Origin of the sequence: Streptomyces sp. HUAS 15-9 (genome assembly GCF_025642155.1) — a bacterium.
In the GTDB taxonomy this organism is placed as follows: domain Bacteria; phylum Actinomycetota; class Actinomycetes; order Streptomycetales; family Streptomycetaceae; genus Streptomyces.
This window is the reverse complement of sequence record NZ_CP106798.1, coordinates 9,200,912-9,220,415: the sequence shown is the minus strand read 5'-3', so window position 1 is coordinate 9,220,415 and position 19,504 is coordinate 9,200,912. Positions and strand designations below refer to the sequence as shown.

General features: G+C 67.8%; 24 protein-coding genes and 4 pseudogenes. 15 read left to right on the top strand and 13 right to left on the bottom strand.

The window, feature by feature from the left end:
* Positions 1–119: 119 nt before the first annotated feature.
* Positions 120–578: an oxidoreductase gene (locus N8I87_RS42045; RefSeq protein WP_263216209.1), complete on the bottom strand. Its 459-nt coding sequence runs from the start codon at positions 576–578 to the stop codon at positions 120–122.
* Between the two features lie 193 nt (positions 579–771).
* Positions 772–1,571, bottom strand: a protein-coding gene (locus tag N8I87_RS42035) for an IS5 family transposase (protein WP_411577414.1) whose coding sequence is annotated in 2 segments (ribosomal slippage) — positions 772–1,223 and positions 1,223–1,571 — 801 coding nt in all. Because the reading frame shifts where the segments join, the coding sequence is not laid out codon by codon here.
* Positions 1,572–1,611: 40 nt separating this feature from the next.
* On the opposite strand from N8I87_RS42035, the pseudogene N8I87_RS44655 reads away from it, so the two are divergent.
* Positions 1,612–1,701, top strand: a pseudogene (locus N8I87_RS44655) (transposase); the annotation flags it as partial.
* A gap of 187 nt (positions 1,702–1,888) precedes the next feature.
* Here N8I87_RS44655 and N8I87_RS42030 read toward each other — a convergent pair.
* Both N8I87_RS42030 and N8I87_RS42025 read right to left on the bottom strand, forming a co-directional pair.
* A complete protein-coding gene (locus tag N8I87_RS42030) occupies positions 1,889–2,071 on the bottom strand; it encodes a hypothetical protein (protein WP_263216207.1) in 183 nt (60 codons plus the stop codon).
* Positions 2,068–2,580, bottom strand: a complete 513-nt coding sequence (locus tag N8I87_RS42025) for a carboxymuconolactone decarboxylase family protein (RefSeq protein WP_263216204.1) — start codon at positions 2,578–2,580, stop codon at positions 2,068–2,070. The genes N8I87_RS42030 and N8I87_RS42025 overlap by 4 nt, the downstream gene beginning before the upstream one ends.
* Positions 2,581–2,683: 103 nt before the next feature.
* On the opposite strand from N8I87_RS42025, the gene N8I87_RS42020 reads away from it, so the two are divergent.
* Positions 2,684–3,232, top strand: a complete 549-nt coding sequence (locus N8I87_RS42020) for a TetR/AcrR family transcriptional regulator (RefSeq protein WP_263216201.1) — start codon at positions 2,684–2,686, stop codon at positions 3,230–3,232.
* Positions 3,233–3,613: 381 nt separating this feature from the next.
* Here the strand turns inward: N8I87_RS42020 and N8I87_RS42015 are convergent, their stop codons facing one another.
* Positions 3,614–3,799 (bottom strand): hypothetical protein, encoded by a 186-nt coding sequence (locus tag N8I87_RS42015; RefSeq protein WP_263216200.1) that lies wholly within the window; start codon positions 3,797–3,799, stop codon positions 3,614–3,616.
* Between N8I87_RS42015 and N8I87_RS44895 the strand changes: the two genes are divergently transcribed.
* From N8I87_RS44895 to N8I87_RS44645, 8 genes and pseudogenes are all read left to right on the top strand, one after another.
* A complete protein-coding gene (locus N8I87_RS44895; protein WP_491743945.1) occupies positions 3,790–4,122 on the top strand; it encodes a DUF8825 domain-containing protein in 333 nt (110 codons plus the stop codon). The two genes, N8I87_RS42015 and N8I87_RS44895, sit on opposite strands and share 10 nt — an antisense overlap.
* 163 nt (positions 4,123–4,285) lie before the next feature.
* Positions 4,286–4,624, top strand: a pseudogene (locus N8I87_RS44650) (IS110 family RNA-guided transposase); the annotation flags it as partial.
* Between the two features lie 257 nt (positions 4,625–4,881).
* Entirely contained in the window at positions 4,882–5,316 is a 435-nt protein-coding gene (locus N8I87_RS42010; protein WP_263216197.1) for a transposase, read from the top strand.
* 419 nt (positions 5,317–5,735) lie between these two features.
* Positions 5,736–6,377 carry a gamma carbonic anhydrase family protein gene (locus tag N8I87_RS42005; protein WP_263216195.1) on the top strand — a complete coding sequence of 214 codons (642 nt, stop codon included), beginning with the start codon at positions 5,736–5,738 and terminating at the stop codon, positions 6,375–6,377.
* A gap of 232 nt (positions 6,378–6,609) precedes the next feature.
* Positions 6,610–6,780 carry a gas vesicle protein GvpK gene (gvpK, locus tag N8I87_RS42000; RefSeq protein ID WP_263216193.1) on the top strand — a complete coding sequence of 57 codons (171 nt, stop codon included), beginning with the start codon at positions 6,610–6,612 and terminating at the stop codon, positions 6,778–6,780.
* 86 nt (positions 6,781–6,866) lie between these two features.
* A complete protein-coding gene (locus N8I87_RS41995) occupies positions 6,867–7,040 on the top strand; it encodes a CsbD family protein (protein WP_263216192.1) in 174 nt (57 codons plus the stop codon).
* A gap of 240 nt (positions 7,041–7,280) precedes the next feature.
* A complete protein-coding gene (locus N8I87_RS41990) occupies positions 7,281–7,640 on the top strand; it encodes a low affinity iron permease family protein (protein ID WP_263216191.1) in 360 nt (119 codons plus the stop codon).
* A 407-nt stretch (positions 7,641–8,047) separates the two neighbouring features.
* Positions 8,048–8,158: pseudogene (locus N8I87_RS44645) on the top strand (acyl-CoA dehydrogenase); the annotation flags it as partial.
* 114 nt (positions 8,159–8,272) lie between these two features.
* On the opposite strand, the gene N8I87_RS41980 reads toward N8I87_RS44645, so the two are convergent.
* The gene (locus N8I87_RS41980) at positions 8,273–8,587 is read right to left on the bottom strand and encodes a hypothetical protein (RefSeq protein WP_263216189.1); all 315 of its coding nucleotides are present in this window, start codon (positions 8,585–8,587) and stop codon (positions 8,273–8,275) included.
* 119 nt (positions 8,588–8,706) lie between these two features.
* Here N8I87_RS41980 and N8I87_RS41975 point away from each other — a divergent pair, with 119 nt between their 5' ends.
* Together N8I87_RS41975 and N8I87_RS41970 are read left to right on the top strand one after the other, a co-directional pair.
* Positions 8,707–8,940: a hypothetical protein gene (locus N8I87_RS41975; RefSeq protein ID WP_263216188.1), complete on the top strand. Its 234-nt coding sequence runs from the start codon at positions 8,707–8,709 to the stop codon at positions 8,938–8,940.
* A gap of 273 nt (positions 8,941–9,213) precedes the next feature.
* Complete coding sequence (locus N8I87_RS41970; RefSeq protein WP_263216186.1) at positions 9,214–9,504, top strand: replication-relaxation family protein; 291 nt, start codon at positions 9,214–9,216, stop codon at positions 9,502–9,504.
* A gap of 741 nt (positions 9,505–10,245) precedes the next feature.
* On the opposite strand, the gene N8I87_RS44640 is transcribed toward N8I87_RS41970, so the two are convergent.
* Positions 10,246–10,671: a transposase gene (locus N8I87_RS44640; protein WP_411577413.1), complete on the bottom strand. Its 426-nt coding sequence runs from the start codon at positions 10,669–10,671 to the stop codon at positions 10,246–10,248.
* 69 nt (positions 10,672–10,740) lie between these two features.
* On the opposite strand from N8I87_RS44640, the gene N8I87_RS41965 reads away from it, so the two are divergent.
* A complete protein-coding gene (locus tag N8I87_RS41965; protein ID WP_263216185.1) occupies positions 10,741–11,274 on the top strand; it encodes a hypothetical protein in 534 nt (177 codons plus the stop codon).
* Between the two features lie 205 nt (positions 11,275–11,479).
* Here N8I87_RS41965 and N8I87_RS44635 read toward each other — a convergent pair whose 3' ends face one another.
* Positions 11,480–11,848, bottom strand: a complete 369-nt coding sequence (locus N8I87_RS44635) for a transposase (protein WP_411577196.1) — start codon at positions 11,846–11,848, stop codon at positions 11,480–11,482.
* Positions 11,766–12,731 (bottom strand): IS701 family transposase, encoded by a 966-nt coding sequence (locus N8I87_RS41960; RefSeq protein ID WP_411577355.1) that lies wholly within the window; start codon positions 12,729–12,731, stop codon positions 11,766–11,768. Before N8I87_RS41960 ends, N8I87_RS44635 begins: the two co-directional genes overlap by 83 nt.
* A gap of 529 nt (positions 12,732–13,260) precedes the next feature.
* Here N8I87_RS41960 and N8I87_RS41955 point away from each other — a divergent pair.
* Together N8I87_RS41955 and N8I87_RS41950 are read left to right on the top strand one after the other, a co-directional pair.
* Positions 13,261–14,478 carry a PP2C family protein-serine/threonine phosphatase gene (locus tag N8I87_RS41955; protein WP_263216963.1) on the top strand — a complete coding sequence of 406 codons (1,218 nt, stop codon included), beginning with the start codon at positions 13,261–13,263 and terminating at the stop codon, positions 14,476–14,478.
* Between the two features lie 567 nt (positions 14,479–15,045).
* Positions 15,046–15,845, top strand: a protein-coding gene (locus N8I87_RS41950) for an IS5 family transposase (RefSeq protein ID WP_411577412.1) whose coding sequence is annotated in 2 segments (ribosomal slippage) — positions 15,046–15,394 and positions 15,394–15,845 — 801 coding nt in all. Because the reading frame shifts where the segments join, the coding sequence is not laid out codon by codon here.
* 102 nt (positions 15,846–15,947) lie between these two features.
* Here the strand turns inward: N8I87_RS41950 and N8I87_RS41945 are convergent.
* The 4 genes and pseudogenes from N8I87_RS41945 to N8I87_RS41930 form a co-directional block, all read right to left on the bottom strand.
* Positions 15,948–16,397, bottom strand: a pseudogene (locus tag N8I87_RS41945) (nitroreductase family protein); the annotation flags it as partial.
* An 8-nt stretch (positions 16,398–16,405) separates the two neighbouring features.
* Positions 16,406–17,794 (bottom strand): hypothetical protein, encoded by a 1,389-nt coding sequence (locus N8I87_RS41940; RefSeq protein ID WP_263216183.1) that lies wholly within the window; start codon positions 17,792–17,794, stop codon positions 16,406–16,408.
* Positions 17,791–18,771 (bottom strand): ornithine cyclodeaminase family protein, encoded by a 981-nt coding sequence (locus tag N8I87_RS41935; RefSeq protein ID WP_263216182.1) that lies wholly within the window; start codon positions 18,769–18,771, stop codon positions 17,791–17,793. Before N8I87_RS41935 ends, N8I87_RS41940 begins: the two co-directional genes overlap by 4 nt.
* A complete protein-coding gene (locus N8I87_RS41930) occupies positions 18,768–19,487 on the bottom strand; it encodes an MFS transporter (RefSeq protein ID WP_263216181.1) in 720 nt (239 codons plus the stop codon). Before N8I87_RS41930 ends, N8I87_RS41935 begins: the two co-directional genes overlap by 4 nt.
* Positions 19,488–19,504 lie beyond the last annotated feature (17 nt).

Sequence of the window (19,504 nt, the reverse complement as noted above, 5' to 3'; positions counted from 1 at the left end):
CGGCCCCCAGCACCGATCGGCAACGGCCTGCCGGCTTGGCGGCGGCAGTGTCCCGGGGCCGGCGCGCGCTACGACGCCGCCGGTGGACCCGGCCGAGCGGCCCGAGGCCGGGAGCCGCGTCAGCCGACCGGCGGCAGGTCCTGCAGAGCCAGGTGCAGCGGCATGCCGGACTGGACATCGGCCGCAGCCGCGAGGGTGCGTGTCTGGGCTCCGTCGCCCCGGTAGGACGGATAGTCCGTGTAGCCGGCCTCCCCGCCGCCGTAGAACGTGGTCGGGTCGGCCGCGGCCAGCGGCAGGTTCTCCCGGTAGCGGCTGACCAGGTCCGGGTTGGCCAGGAACGGCGGGCCGAAGGCGACCAGGTCGGTGTGCCCGCTGTTCACCACTGCCTGGACGCGGGCGAGGTCGTAGCCGTTGTTGGCGATGAACGCTCCGGTGAACCTGGTCCGCAGCGCACGGTAGTCGACGGAAGCGGTCTTCGTCGCCATGTCGCCTTCCAGGACGTGTGCGTACGCCAGGCCGCGCGCACTCAGCTGCCCCAGGAAGTACTCGAAGTGGCCCTGCGGGTCGGAGCCCGACATCGAGTTGAAACTGTTCTCGGGGTCAGGCGCACGCCCACCCGCTCGGCGGGCCACTGGGCGCACACGGCGTCGAGCACCTCGTTCAGCAAGCGCATACGGTTGGCCGCGCTGCCGCCGTACGCATTGGCCAACCTCGCCGTCGTCGCCCTCGACCACCTGGAAACGCTCGTCCGCAACCGGCTAAGAAGACATCTCATTTGGTGAGTCTGCGGTAGCAGATGAGGGTGCAGGCGATGCTGGTGAAGGCCAGGAAGTGCTCGCTCTTGCGCTCGTAACGGCGGTGCAGTCGACGGCATCCAGCGAGCCAGGACATCGTGCGTTCTATGGTCCAACGGTGCCGGCCCAAGCGGGTCGAGGACTCGATGCCCTTGCGGGCGATGCGGTGCCTGATGCCCCGCTTGCGTAACCATCGCCGCAGGTTGTCGTAGTCGTATCCCTTGTCGGCGTGGAGCTTTCCCGGTCTGCGTCGTCGACGTCCGCGCCGGGAGCGGATCGGCGGTATGCCCTTCACCAGCGGGATCAGCGCCTGGCTGTCGTGCAGGTTCGCTCCCGAGATCCCCGCAGACAGGGGCAGACCGGTCCGCTCGGTGATCAAGTGGATCTTCGAGCCGTACTTGCCCCGGTCGACAGGATTCGGGCCTGTCAGGTCCCCCTTTTCAGGGCACGCATGTTCACCGAGTCGATCGCGCAGCGCAACCAGTCCAGCTCACCACGGGCGCCGAGTTCGTCGAGGACCAGGCGGTGCAGCTTGGCCCAGACTCTGGCCTTCGTCCACTCGGCGAAGCGCCTGTGAGCCGTTGCTCCCGACGGCCCGAACGACGCGGACGGCAGCTGCTGCCATGTGCATCCCGATGTGGCCACAAACACGATCGCAGCCAGCACCTCCCGGTCGCCGTGTCGACGTCGGCCGCCACCCTGAGGCCGGGTAGGCGCTTCCGGCACCACCCGCTGGAACAACTCCCACAACTCGTCCGGCACCAACCGCTCCACGATTCCCACACCAGCAGGCTACCGAATACGCCAAATGAGATGACGTCTAAAACGCCTCCAGTACCGGCCCGAAACCCTCGACGGCTTCATAGCGGGCACCGGCCTGACCCTCGACGATCCAGCATCACCTTGACGAGCCAAGTCAGTAACCAGCCGAAATCAGTGATCGACCCGGCCCAGGATCACGCGATCCGGGCCGGGCCCGCGCATGCCGGGGTGAGGCTATGGCGCCCTTGAGCGCATGACTGACACCGGCGACCTGACTGGCCAGGCAATAGCCCGCATCAGAGCCTCAAGGTCAGGTCAGGATTCGCAGGTGATCAGACGGACGGCCGGAGCTGAGACCAACTGGGTATGGGGGCGCCAGGGAGTCGGACGTTGACGAAGCCGCCCTCGAGCGCGAAGTCGACGCCCTCGGCGCGGCCGACGGAACGGCCGTCGGCGTCGGTGATGGTGTAGCCGGACACGAGCTCGATCGAGCCCTTGCGCCACTCGCGGATCACGCGGACACCTCCGGGAAGTCGAGGTCCGGCTGGGCAAGGTGGTTGAAGTAGTTGGACAGCGTGTTGAGTGCGATGTGGGCGACGATCTCGGCCAGCTCGGCGTCGGTCACCCCGGCTCGGCGGGCCTCGGCCAGCGCCGTGTCCTCGACGCGGCCCCCAGTACGCATAACCTCGCGGGCGATCCGCAGCACCGCGTCAGCGTGCGGGTCGGTGTCGTCGGCAGCCTCGCGGGTGCGGACCAGTTCCTCGTCACTCAGGCCCAGCTTCCGGCCCCGCAGCGTGTGGGCGCTGACGCAGTACGTGCAGTGGTTCTCCTGTGCGGCCAGGAGCGCAAGCTGCTCGCGCAGCCGGGTGGGCAGAACGCCACGGCCGAGGTGATCGCGCAAGGCCAGGTACCCGGCGAGTGCCGCCGGGCCGTTGGCCAGCGCCGCGTACAGGTTGGGCAGTCGGCCGAGCTGGCGGCGGGTCTGGTCGAGAAGCCCCGAGGGGTCGTCGGTGAGCTGCGGCATACGTGGCACGAGTCCTCCAGATGGTACCGATCGGTTCCGTCTTCTTGTGGCAAGACGGTACTGATCGGTTCCGTAACCGTCAAGATCGGGATAGCCTGGTCACATGGCCACCCACGCACGCGAACGCCTCCTCGACGCCGCCGAGGATCTCTTCTACGCCGAGGGCATCCGCGCCGTCGGTGTCGAACGCATCCTGGCTGTGTCCGGAGTCGGCCGGGCCTCCTTCTACAGGCATTTCGCCAGCAAGGACGACCTGGTTGTGGCCGTCCTGCAACGACGCGACCAGGCCTGGCGCGCCTGGCTGGCCGAACGCGTGGACGCCTTCGGCGGAAAACCCCTGGACGTCTTCCGCGCACTGGCCGAGCGCTTCGCCGACGCGGACTTCCGCGGCTGCGCCTTCATCAACACCATGGCCGAGACCGCCGACACCGGCAGTGCGGCGTACCGGGTTGCTGCCGAGCACAAGGAGCGCGTCACCGCGTACGTTGCGGGCCTGCTTGCCAGAAGTGGGCACGAGGATGCCGAGGCACTCGCGCGACGGTTCGTTCTGCTGATGGACGGCGCGATCGTCACTGCGCTGCGGGAACGCACGTCGGCTCCCGCAGCGGAGGCATGCGCGGTCGCTACAGCCATGCTCCGCAACGCAACATGACCTTGCCCAGAAGGTGACACTCCCACGGTGCCGCGAGCCAGGCCCGTGGCGTGCAGACCAATGTCACCCTAATGGGACTCGTCGGGCCGTGGGAGAGACTACGGTCCGTAGCCGCCAGCGGGTGAGCACTACGTCACCCGGAAGCACTGACTTCCGTCGTCAGACCGTGCCCCTGCTGGTTGGCCGGGAGGGCTGACTGCTGATGGGATGGCGTGCCCGCCGGGCAGTTCGGGCGTGAGCACTGGATCCATTAGGGCGCGATCCCCTCTACGGCGAGCCCACCGCATGGTCACACCACGCAACCCTCGCCGCTACGGCTTGACATCTCAATGCCATGGGATGTCTGACGAGCCGAAGTCATCTATGAAGGGGCGGGGCCGGTCAAGTGTCTGCCTTGGCCGGGTTCTTCCTTCTGCTCGGCAGTAGGAGGCCGGCGTCCTCGGGCGCGGCGGCCAGCAGTTCGCGGTAGAACTCCATCCGGCGCTCGCCGGACAGCGCGGCCGCGATGCCCTCGGCGTTACGCAGCACCCGCTCCGGGCCGTGCGGGTGAATCGGCTGTGCGGTCATCGCGGCGCCCCTCTCCAGTCTGCTCCGAGTCTTCCCTGTTCCCCCGCCCGCCGTCACGCCCGGCGCCTGGGCGGAGCCGATGGAGGCCTGGGGGCGTCCCGAGGGCAAGACTCGCCACGTCCCGCGCGTACCCGGACTCGCCAGGCTCGGAGCACGAACAGCAGCAGGTTGCCGCGCTGCGGGAGAAGGCACGTGACCTCACTGCCGTGATCCTCACGCACGCCTTCTGGAGCGAGATCGCCGGACCCGAACCGCCCGATGCCCGCTCCCAGCTCAAGCACGCCCTCGAACGCGAGGACGGCGAGGGCCAAGAGGCGGCGTAGCCGTGGCGGACACGCCGCCCGAGCGCCGCCCATCACGGTGGTCCTTCCCCAACGGCCAGGAGTTCTCTGGGGCTGAAGGTGCCGGTCGTGGGTCCGGGCCTCGCTCGCAAGTTGTCGTGGGTTGCTGACCGGGCGCAGCCTGGCCGGTAGTGCCTACATTTCGGTGTTTTCTGAGCGTACGAGCGTCGGGTTGGATGCGCATGCCCGCAGCGTGGTGGCGTGCGCGATCGACACAGTGGCCGGGGAGTTGATCCGCTGTCGGCTCACACCGCAGCATGCTGACGTCCTCGGGTGGATCGGTCGCCTGCCCGGTCCAGCCGCGGTGGCGGGGATACGCTGCGAGGTACTCGCGCCCTCGAGACTGCAGCGTCCGGCCGGTGAGCGGGTGAAAACCGATACCCGCGACGCTTTGCACCTGGCGAAGCTGCTGCGCCTGGACGAGTTCACCGCAGTGCGGGTGCCCTCGCCGGCCGAAGAAGCCGCCCGGGATCTGGTGGGGGCGCGCGAGGATGTGCGCGGGGATCTGATGCGGGCGCGTCATCGGGTGAGCAAACTGCTGCTGCGCCAAGGGCTCGTGTGGAGCGGCGGGGTCACGTGGCGGCCGGCGCACCATGCGTGGCTCGGCGCGCAACGCTTCGACGACGTGGCGCTGCAGGCGGCCTACGACAGCGCGTATGAGGCGGTGGTCCTGGCCGAGGGACGCCGGGCCCGACTCGATAAAGCGATCACCGCGATGGCCACCGGCTCACCGTGTCTGCGGTGGTCGCCCGGATCGGGTGCCTGCGCGGAATCGACACGCTCACCGGCTTCGCCCTGGCCGTGGAGATCGGCGACTGGGAGCGGTTCACCGGCGCGAGCATCGGCGCCTACCTCGGGCTGGTACCGAGTGAGTCCTCCAGCGGCCAGTCCCGTTCGCAAGGACCGATCACCAAGACCGGCAACTCCCATGCCCGCAGGCTGTTGGTCGAAGCCGCCTGGCACCACCGCAAGCGCTACCGGGCCGGGGCCACGATCCAAGCCCGCTGGCAACGCGCACCGGCCGCGGCGCGTGCCCGCGGACACCTGGGCAACCAGCGGCTCAACCAGCGCTGGACGACCTTCATCGCCCACCACAAGCGGCCGGTCGTCGCGAACGTGGCCATCGCCCGCGAGCTGGCCGGCTGGTGCTGGTCGCTGGCCACCCTGCCCGACTGAGACCAGCCCAACAGACCGGCCGGCCGGCGACCTGGTGGCGGCAGCGTGAGGAGCGACCCGCGGCAGCACTATGAGCAGCGGTGACAGCCGCCACGCTCGATCTCTAGACCCGCGGAAACGCTCCCGCCGAACAGCCCGTCCTGCGGTAACCAACCCGCGCATAACAGCATGGACCACGCGTCGAGACCGACGCGCGCGCCACCAGGCACCGACCGGCCCCATGCACACAAGCCGCGCCCGCGTCCCGTATCCCGGACGCCGCTGAAGACTGCCTATTGACAGATCGGCCCCACATATCAGTGCCGCATCAGCCAACGTTCGCCCTGTAGTGCCTCAGATCGCGGATGCCAAAAGGCTCGGCGAACGTGATGTCGGAAATCCGCCAGCATGCTAGCGGTCGGTCGGGCGAGAATCCGCTCGTGATCACTGAAGCGCAGGGAATCCGCATCCGGCATCGCGGGCATGAACCGCAGGTCCATCCCACCGCCTATGTCGCCCCGACGGCCACGCTCGTCGGTGATGTCCGCGTGGGGCCGAGGGCGCGGGTGATGTACGGTGCGGTACTCGACGCCGAGGAGTCTCGGATCGAGGTCGGGGAGGCGGCAGTGATCTGCGAGAACGCGGTGTTGCGCGGGTCTGCGGTCGCCGGCGATCAGCCAGTGCTTGTCGACGACCACGTCTTCGTGGGGCCGCATGCCACCCTGCTGGGCTGCGAGGTCGGCAGGTGCGTCTATGTGGCGACCGCGGCGACGGTCCTGCAGTGCGCACGGTTGGGGGCCGGCTCAGTTGTCGCTGTCGGCGCGCTCGTCCATGCGCGCACCGTTCTGCCCGACGAGTACTTCGTGCCGCCGCACACCGTGGCGCTTGACGCGCCGGTGCGGCTGCTGACCCCAGGCGATCCGGGCCTGGCCGAGGCCGTCGGGCGGGTGGGCTTCGCACAGGTGGCGTTCGGCGTCGACGCGGAGTGGACCGACCGGATCAGCCGGCACGAGCACATCGCGGAGGTGCGCGTCGCCGAGTTCGGCACGCACGCGGACGATGAGGTTCTGAATCTCGGCTAGGGCACGCCTAGCGCCGCGGCAGGCGGTGCCGTGCCGCCACCGCCGTGACTCCGGCGACGGTGAGTGCGTCGCGAAGGGCCGCCGCACCCCGCCCGCCGCATCGGCGCCGCCCCGGGCGCACTGACGTCCATCAGCACGGACCTTGACACCGTTTCCTTGAACGGGACCTGGTCAGCCTTGTTCACTCTGGTCGAACTGCTGCGGCAGCTCATGGGGCGCCGGGCGCTGCACCATGTCGACCAGGGGGGACCTCACCGAGGAGGAAGAGCAGCTGGGCTCCACCCTCATGATCCTCCACGCCCCCACGTCCGATCTGTGCGCCAGCTACGGCCTGACCATAGAGGATCTCAATCCGGACCTCGGCCCGCTCCGCGCACCTCTCCCACCTGTTCGTCCCGACTGACGACCGCCACCCCGCTTTACTGCCCGACAATGGGGTACTCGGGACAAGTGCACGATTTCCCACGCGGCGAGGAGAGTGAATGACCAATGGCAGGAGAGCAAAAGGCCAAGGGCAAGATGGAAGAGGTCGCGGGAAAGGCAAAGGAGAGGGTCGGCCGTACCCTGGGCAACGAGCGGATGACGGCCGAAGGACAGGCCAAGAAATCGAAGGGCGCGGCCCGTCAGGCCAAGGAGAAGACGAAGGACGTTTTCAAGCATTGACAAGGCGGCCACTGAGCGGGATCTCCTTTCGGGGGCCCGCTCCTTCAAGCTATCAAGTCGCGTGTCTTCGGATTGACCCGGCGTAGCCTCGTGACGCCCCGGCCTCGGCGGCACGTGACATGCCGGTCAGCAAGCCATCCAGGATATCGATGCCTCGAGGAATGGGGACCGGCGTCGGATGTGCACTGCTTGGACGCTCGGTGGCCAGTCCATTTCCTGGCCCCGGGAGGTGAGGAGATCATGGTCGTGCGGCATCCTGCCGAGAGAGGAAAAGGGAGATTCGAGCGGTTCTCCGAATCCGCCTCGAACGTCACCAGCTCGCCCGTATTCTATGCGTTCTGTCTGCTGCTGGTCGCCTTCTTCGTAGCCACGCACGTTGCGGGTTTGGCGGTTTCGCAGCAGTTGCTGGCCGGTGATTTGATGACTTGCGTCACGTTGCTGCTGCTAGCGTTGTTGAAGAACTCGGAGCGACGGGCCGAGCGTGCTATCCAGCGGAAGCTTGATGCGATCGCAGCAGCGCTCCTGGAACAGAGCGAGGGCGAGGCGCGCGAGGCTCAGAAGGATCTTCGGAGGGCAATCAGGATGGAAGAAGATCTCTAGCGGTTCGATGGCCAGGAGGACGGCGGCACGGCGCGCGCCGACCGCCTGTTGCCGATGGGCTCGGGAGCGTCGACGGCGACGCTGGCCACGGCGTCGTACGCCCTGGACGCGGACGTGGCGGACGTACGGCTGACGACGTACGGCTGACGACGTCGGGGGCGGCGGGCCCGGACAAGTCGCCCGAGACCCCCGACCTGCGGCTCGCTCCCCCGCCCGACCGCCCCGGCTCCCCCTCCCTCGGCCCCCGCCGACTAGCTCTTCGCCTCGACCCGCAGGTCACCACGGGCACCGCCGACGCCGTTACCTGGGCCCGTCTCAGCACCGCGGGCCAGGCACTCGGCATCGGTCTGGCGCTGCTCGATTGAACGGTCGCATACGTCAGTCAGCGCACTCAGTTCGGCGTCGCCATAGGCTCCTTCCATGCGGTCAAACACCGCCTGGCCGACGCGAAGGTCGCCCCGGTTCACGCTGCTCCTGCGGCGGCCTTCGCTGCGCTGACGATGGCCCCCGCGGACGTCGCCGCCGCGAAGGCCGCCGCCTGCCAGGCGGCGTACGCCACCGCCCGCACGGCGCCCCAAGAGTGCCGGCCCCTCGCCTCGGTGCCGGTCGTCCCGCAGGTGACTTCAGGCAGGTCAGCCGATGCGTGCCACCCTTCCGCACATATGGGCGGAGCCGAGAATCGGGTGGTCGAGAAGCTGGACGATCCTGTCCCTGCGGGAGCGATCAGCGAAGGCGTCCAGATCGATGCGGGTCATTTTCCGAGCGTCACCGATCACCAGTACGGAGAACCGCCAGATCGCGTCCGTGAGGCTCACATTGGCCAGGTGGAAGAGTTCCTGCGTACCGACGGGATCGAGCGTCATCGACATGCGCGCCAGCTGGTGCAGACGCATGGCCGAAGCGTTGTCCTCGAGCCCGGGAAGTGCGTCCTCCAGCTGCGTGCTCACAGCAGCCATCATCGCGGCGTTGAGATTGGACGACCACTCGGAGAGGCGCCGCTGGTCGCCGTCCAGCGCCCGTGCGACGGCTTCCTGGTCGGGGAATCCAGGAACGGTATCCGCCAGTCGTGCAGCACGCCGTGGACCGCCTGCGGAGACACGTCCAGGAGTCGCCGCTCGATGCGCTCCAGCCGGTGGTCGGGCCGACACAGCAGCGGCAACTCCCTGCCCCGCGCGACGAGTTCCTAGACGAACTCCATCTCTCCGAGGCGTCTGTCGGCTATCCACTGACCGCCGTCCTCACCGAAGCCGGTCATCATCGCACACCGGGCGACGCAGAAGACAAAAAGGCTTTTGAGTGAGGTGGTGTCGAAGAACCGGTTGGCCAGTACGGCGCCTCGTGCGAAGACCTACCGGTAGAAATCCGGATCCGCGCGAGAAAAGGAACAGTGTGAAGGAGTACGACGCCGTCTACGGGCGCTGTGGGGGTGCAGAGGGGGATGTCGGTCTCCCGACCACGCACCAAAGGCGTGGTGACCTCCGGATACGCCGTCAGACGCCCGACAGGTGCGGACAGTTGTCGGCAGGGTTGTCGGAGGGGTCCCCGGCGTGGTCGGGGGCGGGGATATCCCATCGTGACGCTGGTCGGGCCTTCGTGGTCGGTGGTCTGGTCGGGCCGACTCCTGGCCTGGGTCGAACGCGCGGCGCCGGACAGAACGGCGCCGCACCGTACGGAAGGGGCGACGGTGGCGATGATGAACGTGGACCTGGGCGGAGGGGACCGGCTGGCGCTGGCGCAGTACCGGATGGCGACGACCGAGCAGATGCATCTGGTGATCGCGCCGGGGGTGCGGATCGAGCAGACGCGGCGACGGCTGACCAAGCTGCGCGAGGAGGGGCTCGTGGACCGCGTCACCCTGCCGTAGGCCGGCCGGACGCGGGTGTGGTTCGCCACCCAGTACGGCGTGGACGTCGCCGCGGAGTTGCCCGAACTGCGGGACCGGCGGCCGCCGAAGCTGATCGCCAACCCCACGGCCGCCAGGCTGCGGGTGGGCCACGCGCTGGTGGTGACAGAGACTGGGCTTGCCTTCCTGCAGGACGCCCGCCGCCGCGGCCACGTGTGCCGGCCCCTGGACTGGATCCCCGAGGTCTACCACTCTCTCGGCACGCCGAAGCCGTCATCCCCGACGCCCTCCTCTACCACCGCACCTCCAGCGACGGCGGCTCGATGGTGCGCGCCTTCGTGGAAGTCGACCGGGCGACCATGGGACCGGAGCGCCTGGCGGCAAGACTCACTGCCTACGCCCGCCTCCACGACTACGTACCCGCGCCCGCACCCGGACGTCCACGGACGGCCGCCGGGCAGCAGCTCCTGGAAGAGGACTGAAGGCGGCGCTATCCCTTGTTCCCACGGCTGCTGTTCGTCCTGGACGGCATCGGCCCCACCGGCGTTCAGACGCGCATTCCGCGCTCTCCGCGCAGCCGTCTCGGACCTGGCGCTGACCGGCTTCCGGCGCCACGTCCCCGTCCTGGCAGTACCCATGACCGACCTGCTCCAGGACGGACCTTCCGCACCCGTGTGGCACCCCATCCAAGAGCCCGACCGCCAAGTCCCCTGGAGCCAGGCCCGACACCCATAGACGGCGCACGGCACCCTCCCTTGGCCTTTACCGTCGCAGGCGAGTGGACTTTGGTGGTCGGTCCGCCTCGGGACCGGCCGAGCGCGTGATCGTCCGGTTCGTCCCGCTGGTGCTTCCCCCTTCTCGGCCGGTGTCGGCGGCGTGCTGATGGGCTCGGACGATGTCGACCTGGACCAGCCAGTCGATGTCACCGGCCGCATCCGCGCCGGGTCTGGATCTGCTGCAGAGCACGGGTGAAGCGTCCATCGACCGCGTAGCGGGGAAGCGCGTGTAGACCGTTTTCCAAGACTCGTAGCGTTCCGGCAGGTCACGCCAGGAGATACTGGTACGGATCTTGTACACCATGCCGTTGACGATTCGCCGGTCGTCCACGCGAGGACGACCGGTCACGGCCTGGGGTATCAGCGGGGCCAGTGACCCCCATTCCCGATCGGTAAGTTCATGTCGACACACCCAACCATGATCCGCCAACTATCGATCCTCGAAGATGGACCCTAGCCGCCGCAGGCATACAGGAGAAACGTGGCACCCTTCTGGGAAGCACTCATACCGACCGCCGTCGGCGCTGCCGCCACCGTGATGGGCGTCTACATGGGCGCCGTCGTCGGTCGCCGCAACCAAGACCGGCAGTGGATACGGGACAAGAAGACAGCGGCGTACGAGACCTTCCTGCAAGAGTTCACTGCGGTCGAAATCGAACTTCGGCAGGCGTACCTGGACGACCGGATACCGGAGGTCCGCTGGGAGCGATTCAACGCGGCCCTGGTCTCCGTCAGTCTCCTCGCAGACCGCGACATCGGCCCAGCCGCCGCCCGTATATCCGACCTCATCGAGCAGCTCACCCTCACGTTCGACGGGCGACCCAAGACTCTGGGGGAACTCAAGAGGATCCACAGCGGGCTCGTTCAGGCACAGAAGGACTTCGTCAACGCAGCCCGCCGCTCGCTCGACGCCTCTCACGGCGATTTCGACTGGCAGCTTGGCGGGCCGCCGCCCTGGTACGGGATCGAGCACTACCACGGCCCAGTGGACGAGGCCGACACGAGCACGTCATGACGCCTGGCGGCGATCAGCAAAGAACTGCACACGCCACGTGTCCGATCCTTCGCTGATCGAGCCCGCCGAGCGATCTTTGAAGACGGGGTCCTAGTAGGGCTTGGTCATCTTGCTATCGGTGCGGGTATGTCGCGGCGGCAGGTGGGGCAGGCGCCGGTCCAGAGGGCGAGGAGTGTCTGCAGTTCACGGACGATCTGGTAGAGACTCAGACCGCCGCTGTGTCTTTTGGGGCGCGAGCCATGCGCCTGAGGGTGCAGAAGGCATGGGCGGCGGAGACGAGGGTGACATGGTGGTGCCAGCCGCCCCAGGTGCGGCCTTCGAAGTGGGCAAGTCCCAGGGCCTGTTTCATCTCCCGGTAGTCGTGCTCGATGCGCCAGCGCAGCTTGGTCAGCCGCACCAGGGTGGCCAGTGGCATGCCGGAGGGCAGGCTGGACAGCCAGAACTGCACCGGCTCGCTCTCGGTGGCGGGCCATTCGGCCAGCAGCCAGCGTTCAGGCAGCTCGGGAGCGTCCGTGGTCTTGCGTAGGCCCCGTCCGGCGGGCCGGACCCTGAGGGCGACGAACCGCGAGTACATGCGCTTGAAGCCGTTTCGGCCCGTGCCCGGCCGGGAGCCTACCCGCCAGGAAACCGGCCGTGCAGCCGCCCGGCCTACCGCGATGACCAGGTCTTTCACCGTCTGCGCAGGGTCGGGGTACTGCGCTTTCGGTGGTAGAAGCCGGTGCCCGCGTAGGGGGCTGGACGGGCCGGGCGTCGGCCGGATGGGCGGTGTGGCGGCAGGAGATCCCGACCGCATAGGGCAGGCTGCGTTCCTCCAGCCCCAGACGGAAGGCGGCGGCATCGCCGTATCCGGCATCCGCCACGACCAAGGGGACATCGACGCCCCACGACCGGGTTTCGTCGATCATGTCCAGGGCCAGCTGCCACTTCTCCACATGCCCCACCTGGGCGGGGATGCCGCAACGGCCGCGGCGGGCGACCTTGGCCGCATCCGCCTGTCCAGAGGCCGGATCCCATGAAGCGGGCACGAACAGCCGCCAGTTCACTGCGGCCGAGGCCTGCTCACGGGCCAGGTGCAGCGACACTCCCACCTGGCAGTTGGTGACCTTGCCCGCGGTGCCGGTGTACTGCCGCGACACACACGCAGACGCGTCCCCGTCCTTGAGGAAGCCGGTGTCGTCAACGATCAGCGCCTCCGGACCGATCGCCTCGTGCATCCTCCAGGCCAGCCGGGCCCGCACATGCGCCGGATCCCACGGGCTGGAGGTGATGAAGTGCGCCAGCGCCTGCCGGTTGCCGTCCTCGCCGAGGCGGGCTGCCATCGGCTCCACCGACTTACGCCGCCCGTCCAGCAGCAGCCCTCGCACATACGCCTGTCCCCACCGCCGCTGGTCCGCACGGAAGAACCCGTCGAACAACTCCGCCGCGAACGCCTCCAGGTCCCCCCGGGCCTCGGTCATCTCCTCAGGTGTCACACCACGACAACGCCACCCACGAGGCAACAGACACGCCACTCAGGAGTGAAGATGACCAAGCCCTACTAGAAGGCCGCCCGTACCGCCGGCCAGAGGTCCAGTGCCCAGTCTGCAAAGGCTGGTCGCGTTGGTGAAGCCACGGGCGGGAAGCGCAAGCGGTGGATGCTCGTTACTGCTCACCAAGATGCCGGACCCGGGCCTCTCACCGGGCGACGTTGGTTCGAGCCCGGTGTCCCGTCTCACGCGACTTCGCCCCTGTCTCACCGGACGTTCTCGGATTCCCGCGTCAGGGGGCAAGGTCAAGTGAGAGAGTCCCGGCCGGCCCTCGCGGAGGATCGAACAATTTGACGGTGGAGCGTTGATCTTGATAGGGGGCCGGCTGATCGCTTGGCTGGTGCACGAGGTGTGCCCGGTCGAGCTCAGCTGACCGGCCCTGACCGCCGCTCTCCCCCTCGTCGCGGTCGTGCCTGCGCTGAGAGAGGACGGGATCGGTGTGAGACTGGGCACGGAAGGGGTGATACCTGTGTCGGACCCACCGCACGCGTCCGCCGGTCCCGACACCGCCGTCGACGAGGATCTGCTGGAAGAGCTGATCATCGAGGCGCAGACGGCCCTGCCCGTCGAACTGCCCGACCTGGCGAACCGGTGCGCCTCGGCCCTCGGCCTGGACACCGCGCTGATCTACCTCGCCGACCTGCAACAACGGCTGCTCATCCCCCTCGACGAGGCCTTGGAGCCGCTGCCGGTCGACCGCTCGTCGGCCGGCTGGGCGTACCGCACGGTCTCCCCGCGGGTGGACGCCGCCGACGACGGCCTGATCGTCTGGATGCCTCTGGTCGACGGTGCGGAGCGGCTGGGCGTGCTGGCGGTGCGGACCGCCTCGCTCGACGGGGTGCGGATGCGCCGCAGCCAGATGCTGGCCCACCTGTTCGCCATGCTGATCACCTCCAAGCGCACCTACAGCGACTGGCTCGCCGCCCGGACCCGCACCGCGACCATACGGTTGCCCGCCGAGATGCTGCGGGCCTTCCTGCCACCCCGCACCATCGGCAGCAACAGGTGCGTCTCGACCGCGGTCCTGGAACCGGCGTACGACATCGCCGGCGACGCCTTCGACCACTCAGTGGTCAAGAACGTGCTGCACACCATGATCCTCGACGCCATGGGTCACGATCTGACCGCCGGCCTGACCACGTCGGTCGCCATGGCAGCGGCGCGGAACACCCGCCGCGGCGGCGGCGACCTGGCCGACGTCGTCAGCTCCGTCGACCAGGCGCTCGCCCAGTGGCTGCCCGACCAGTTCTGCACCGGCGTGCTGTGCCGACTCGACGCGGACGCCGGGGTGCTGCGCTGGGTCAATTGCGGTCACCCCCCACCACTGCTGATCCGTGCCGAGCGGGTGCTCGACGGAGCGCTGGACAGCTCGCCGCAGCCGCCGATCGGCCTCGCCGGCCCACTCGCCCCGGCAGACCGGCAGGTCTACGAGACGACACTGGAGCCGGGTGATTGCGTCCTGCTCTACACCGACGGTGTCGTGGAGGCTCGCGACGCGGACGGTGCGGAGTTCGGCCTCGACCGGTTCACCGACTTCATCATCCGCTCCTCCGCCGCCGGCCAGCGCCCGGCCGAGGTGCTGCGGCTACTCATCCACGCCATCCTCGATTACCAGCGCAACCAACTGCGGGACGACGTGACCATCCTGCTCTTCGAATGGCGCCCGCAGTACCAGTGACGCGGTATTGCGCCGAGCCCCGCTGTGCCCGTGCGCCGTCTTCGCCGGGTCGGGTACCGGGCCGGCACCTCCTCCGCTGGTGTCCGGGAATCCGAGGTCCAGTCAATGCGTCGCTGTGCGGCGGCCTCCGACGTGGAAACACTGTTGGCTCACAACATCAAGAGAGATGGTGAGGCGCCAACGTCTCAACCGGCTTTGCCTTTGCACAGGTCAGGGCGCCGTGCGGGGCAAGACAGGCTGAGAGGGGACACGAGCCCGGCCCGGCGATGCGGGCGGAGCTCCTTCAGGAGCTCCTTCAGGAGGTGGAGACTTGGACCGCCGAGCCTTGTAACGGCTGCGGTCGGTACCGCGAACCGGTGGGCCTTCTACTCCCTCCATCCCGAGCTGCTGACGGCGTTCAAGATCGATCGCATGAACATTGAAGACCTGGCGCGGCTTCTGGGGGAGACGGTGTCACGGCATCGTGAGCGCGCTACGGCCTGTCCCATGGGGAGCCTTCGCGACGCGGACTATGAGTGGCTAAGACGTCATCTCATTTGGCGTATTCGGTAGCCTGCTGGTGTGGGAATCGTGGAGCGGTTGGTGCCGGACGAGTTGTGGGAGTTGTTCCAGCGGGTGGTGCCGGAAGCGCCTACCCGGCCTCAGGGTGGCAGCCGACGTCGACACGGCGACCGGGAGGTGCTGGCTGCGATCGTGTTTGTGGCCACATCGGGATGCACATGGCAGCAGCTGCCGTCCGCGTCGTTCGGGCCGTCGGGAGCAACGGCTCACAGGCGCTTCGCCGAGTGGACGAAGGCCAGAGTCTGGGCCAAGCTGCACCGCCTGGTCCTCGACGAACTCGGCGCCCGTGGTGAGCTGGACTGGTTGCGCTGCGCGATCGACTCGGTGAACATGCGTGCCCTGAAAAGGGGGACCTGACAGGCCCGAATCCTGTCGACCGGGGCAAGTACGGCTCGAAGATCCACTTGATCACCGAGCGGACCGGTCTGCCCCTGTCTGCGGGGATCTCGGGAGCGAACCTGCACGACAGCCAGGCGCTGATCCCGCTGGTGAAGGGCATACCGCCGATCCGCTCCCGGCGCGGACGTCGACGACGCAGACCGGGAAAGCTCCACGCCGACAAGGGATACGACTACGACAACCTGCGGCGATGGTTACGCAAGCGGGGCATCAGGCACCGCATCGCCCGCAAGGGCATCGAGTCCTCGACCCGCTTGGGCCGGCACCGTTGGACCATAGAACGCACGATGTCCTGGCTCGCTGGATGCCGTCGACTGCACCGCCGTTACGAGCGCAAGAGCGAGCACTTCCTGGCCTTCACCAGCATCGCCTGCACCCTCATCTGCTACCGCAGACTCACCAAATGAGATGTCTTCCAAATCGGGAGCGAACACCGAGACTCGGTCGGTGACGTCTTCAGACTCACGGCGCCTCTGCGGCTGAGGCTGGTCGGGGGTACCGATATACAACCAACCCAACAGACGCTCGTCGTGCCGTAGGCCGAGTAGTTGGCGAACCCGTGCGGATTCGATGAACCTGCCGGTACGCCAGATGCTTCCGAAGCCGCGAGCGTGGAGCAGGAGCATCAGGGAGCTGGTCATGGCGCTGGTGGCCGCCAGCTGTTCCCACTCGGGGACTCGGTGACCGGCGGCTGGTGCGAACACCAGTGTGGCGAGGAGCGGTGCTCGGTGCGTCTTGGCCTCGCCATGGTCCCGCCGGGAGTCAGGCGTGCCGTCGTCGGCGAAGCAGCGGCCCAGGGCTGCACGTCCTTCGCCACGTACCATGATCCATCGCCAGGGGCGGAGTTTGCCGTGGTCGGGCGCCGTGGCGGCTGCGCGCAGCAGGTACGCGAACTCATGGTCGCTCGGGGCGGGTTCGGCAAGTCTGTGTTCACTGCGGCGGGTCAGCACAGCAGTCATGACGTCCATTAGCACTCCTCGTCGTTTCCGGAGGCGGACAGGCGCGTCGGAGAAGCGGGGCGGTACTCGGTGTATGAGCGCAACGTGATCTGGTCCAGCCACGCGTCTCCAGCGACGGCGTAGGCGAGTACCGGATAGTGCCATGTCCGCAGGTCCGCCAGGGTCTCGTGGAGGGCCCAGCGCGTCCACTGCCCGACGGGGGTCTGTTGGTGGTCGGCTTCCTCGGCTTCATCGTGGCGGAGGAGTACGGCCACGAGTTCGCCAAGGGGCATGGTCTGTTGGCCGCCGACCAGCGGCTGGAAGATGTCGTCCACGTGGACTTCCGTCCGACAAGCGCCAAGGGACTCAAGCCAATTGGTGTCGAAAAACACCTGGCTGGAGCCGCTTGAGAGCCCCCGGTAGGCGTGCTCGCGGGCCAGGATCGTGCTCCGGGTCGCTGTCGTCCGTGGCAGAGCCATGCTGGCGACCCCTTCCAGGGCGAGGATCTTGGGTGCGATGACCTGGTCCTGGGCTGGCTGTATCTCATGGGTCAGGTCGGCGCGTACTCCGTCGGAGAGTCCGACCGTGTAGTAAGGGAGCGGGTGGTCAGCGTCGATGGGCTTGCTGCCTTGGAGCGCCGCCGCCTCGTTGTAGACGTTGATTGTCTCGACGTCGCCTTGAAGGAAGCGGGGTAGAAGTCGACCTCCATCGAGTGGGATCAGATCACGTGCGGCAGACAGGACGGGGGCATTGCTGCCTACGAGTTCCAGGCCTCGGCGCAGACATTGCCGGAAGTAGCCCAGCAGGCTCTCTTCTGCTGTGGGTTCCGGCATGAGGTGGCGGAGCCTACGCAGCGCCGGCTCGTGGTCCTGGGGGTGAGGCAGGGTACGCAGGACTGCTTCTTCGTGCTTGGTGATGATGGCGCGCAGCCCGGCCGCCGCGGTCCGCATAGGGATGGCGGTGATCGCCCGGTCGGGGCCTGCCAGGCTCCACATACCGTGCTCGCGTGAACTGTCGCGAATGAGCCGCTCGACGGTCGTGGCGCGGTGCCGGGCCAGGACAGCGAGCGGTACCTGGCGGTCCAACGCCAGGTAGTTCGCGCGCGAGAGATTCGCGAAGAGCAGTCCGTCGGGGCAGAAGGCAGCAAGTGGTCGACAGTTGGTCCAGCCCTTCTTGCTCAGTACCTCCTTGCGGATGGCGTGGAAGTCCTGCTGCCCCTCTTTCCCACGGGCGACTCCTCCGTTGTCGATGTCGTCGATGACATAGGTCCCGGCGCCGCGGAAGGCGAAGGCGACCGCCAACGAAATCGTCCACGGGCTCTGGTACAGGGCGAGCGGAGGAACCTCCGAAGGGGCCACCTCGGCCAGCTGCAAGCCAGCAAGCGGGCCTGCTTCACGGGCAGTTGTTGTCGTGCTCATGAGTTGCCCTCGTCGTTCGGTCGCGAGTAGAACTGGAACTCGATGCCCGCCCCGCTATCTCGCGCTGCTTGGTAGGCGGCCCAGGAGAGTGCGAGGTCCTGCCAGGGCAATCCGACCGGGGAGTAGACGGTCACCTGCTCGGCGTCGGTTCTCGCCGGGACAGTCCCTTCGATGATCTGGCCCAGAACAGCTGCGGCATCACCTGGCTGCAGGCCTGCGCTACCGAGCGCACCAGACGTCATGGCCAGATCGAGGTCGTCCACGATGACTCGCGCATGCCGCAGCAACTCGGCATCGAGCTCCTCCTTGCCCGGTTCGTCCGCTCCAAGCGAGGTGATATGACTGCCCGGCCGGAGGTCAGGGAAGTGCAGCAGCGGGCGGCGCGACCACGTTGCGGCGACAATGCTTCCGCAGTAGCGGGCGACTGCTCGGGCGCTGTCGACGACCTGGCACTCGAGACCGGCCTGCTGCCAGAACTTGGCCATCTGGTGAGCCCGTCCGCCGTCAACGTCGTGAATGACAACTCGCTTCACCGCGCGTAGCTGAGTCAGTCCGCGCAGAGTCATGTCCGACTGAGCTCCGGCGCCGATGATTCCCACGGTGTCTGTTCCGGCCGAGCTGAGCAGGTCGGTGGCCAAAGCTGCCGACAGTCCGGTCCGCCATGCGGTCACAAAGGCGGAGTCGAGCAGCGCGAGCAGTTCTCCTGTCCTCAGGTCGTGGAGACACACGATGCCGGAAATCGCCGGGTCTGCATCGGGGAACTTCGCGTTCACCTTCACCGTGTAGGCGGGGATGCCCGTCAGCAGCCCCGGAAGCAGTACAGCGACGCTCCCGGGGGACGACGGCAGACTCTGGCGGATGCGCTGCGGTGATGTCTGCGGGGCAAGGGCTGCGACGAAGCCCCGGCGCAACGCTCGGATGACCGCCTGCGGTATGAGCAGCCGCTGCAGTTCGGCAGCACCAAGCAGCAGGGTCATCGGGCGTCCTTTCCGGAGACCAAGCCTGTCCAGACGTAGCCGGCGACCGTGGCACCCAAAGCCACAGAGACAAGACCGGCGAGCAGGAGAGCCGTGTCGACGCCGAGGAACCTGTTGAGCACCACGGCCGAGATGGCGCTGCCGAGAAATGATCCGCCGTAGGCGATAGACCTGCATGTCCCGGCTACACGTCCCAGAAGTTCTCCGGGAACGACAGTCTGGCGCATGGCACGCCAGTACACGGTGTAGAGCACAGTGCCGGTGGCGAACGCGACCTGTGCGGCTACGACGGCCGCCAGAGAGGTGAGGACTCCCATACCAGCCACGGCCAGACCCTGCAGAGCCACGGACGATCCCATGACCACAAGGTAGCCACGGGAGGGCGCCTTCCAGGAGAGCAGGAGTGCGACGGCGACAGACGTCACCCCGGACACCGCGAACACAAGCCCCACCGTACCGGCCTCCAGATTGAGACCGTGCCGCATGCGGTAGACCACCATGGGTTCATACGCGCCGAATACGAAGTTGACCACGGTACTCGTGAGGACGCCGATGCGAACAGCCGTATTGCCCCTGGCCAGGTACCTCCACCCGGTGGTCAAATCGTGCCACTGGCTCGCGAGGCCCCCATGTGCGCGCTCCAGAGAGTGCGCCGGAGAGGTAATACGGTAGAGCAGCAGGTAGGCCACGGCGAAGGAGACGCTGTTGAACAGCACGGCCTGCTGGGGGGGCC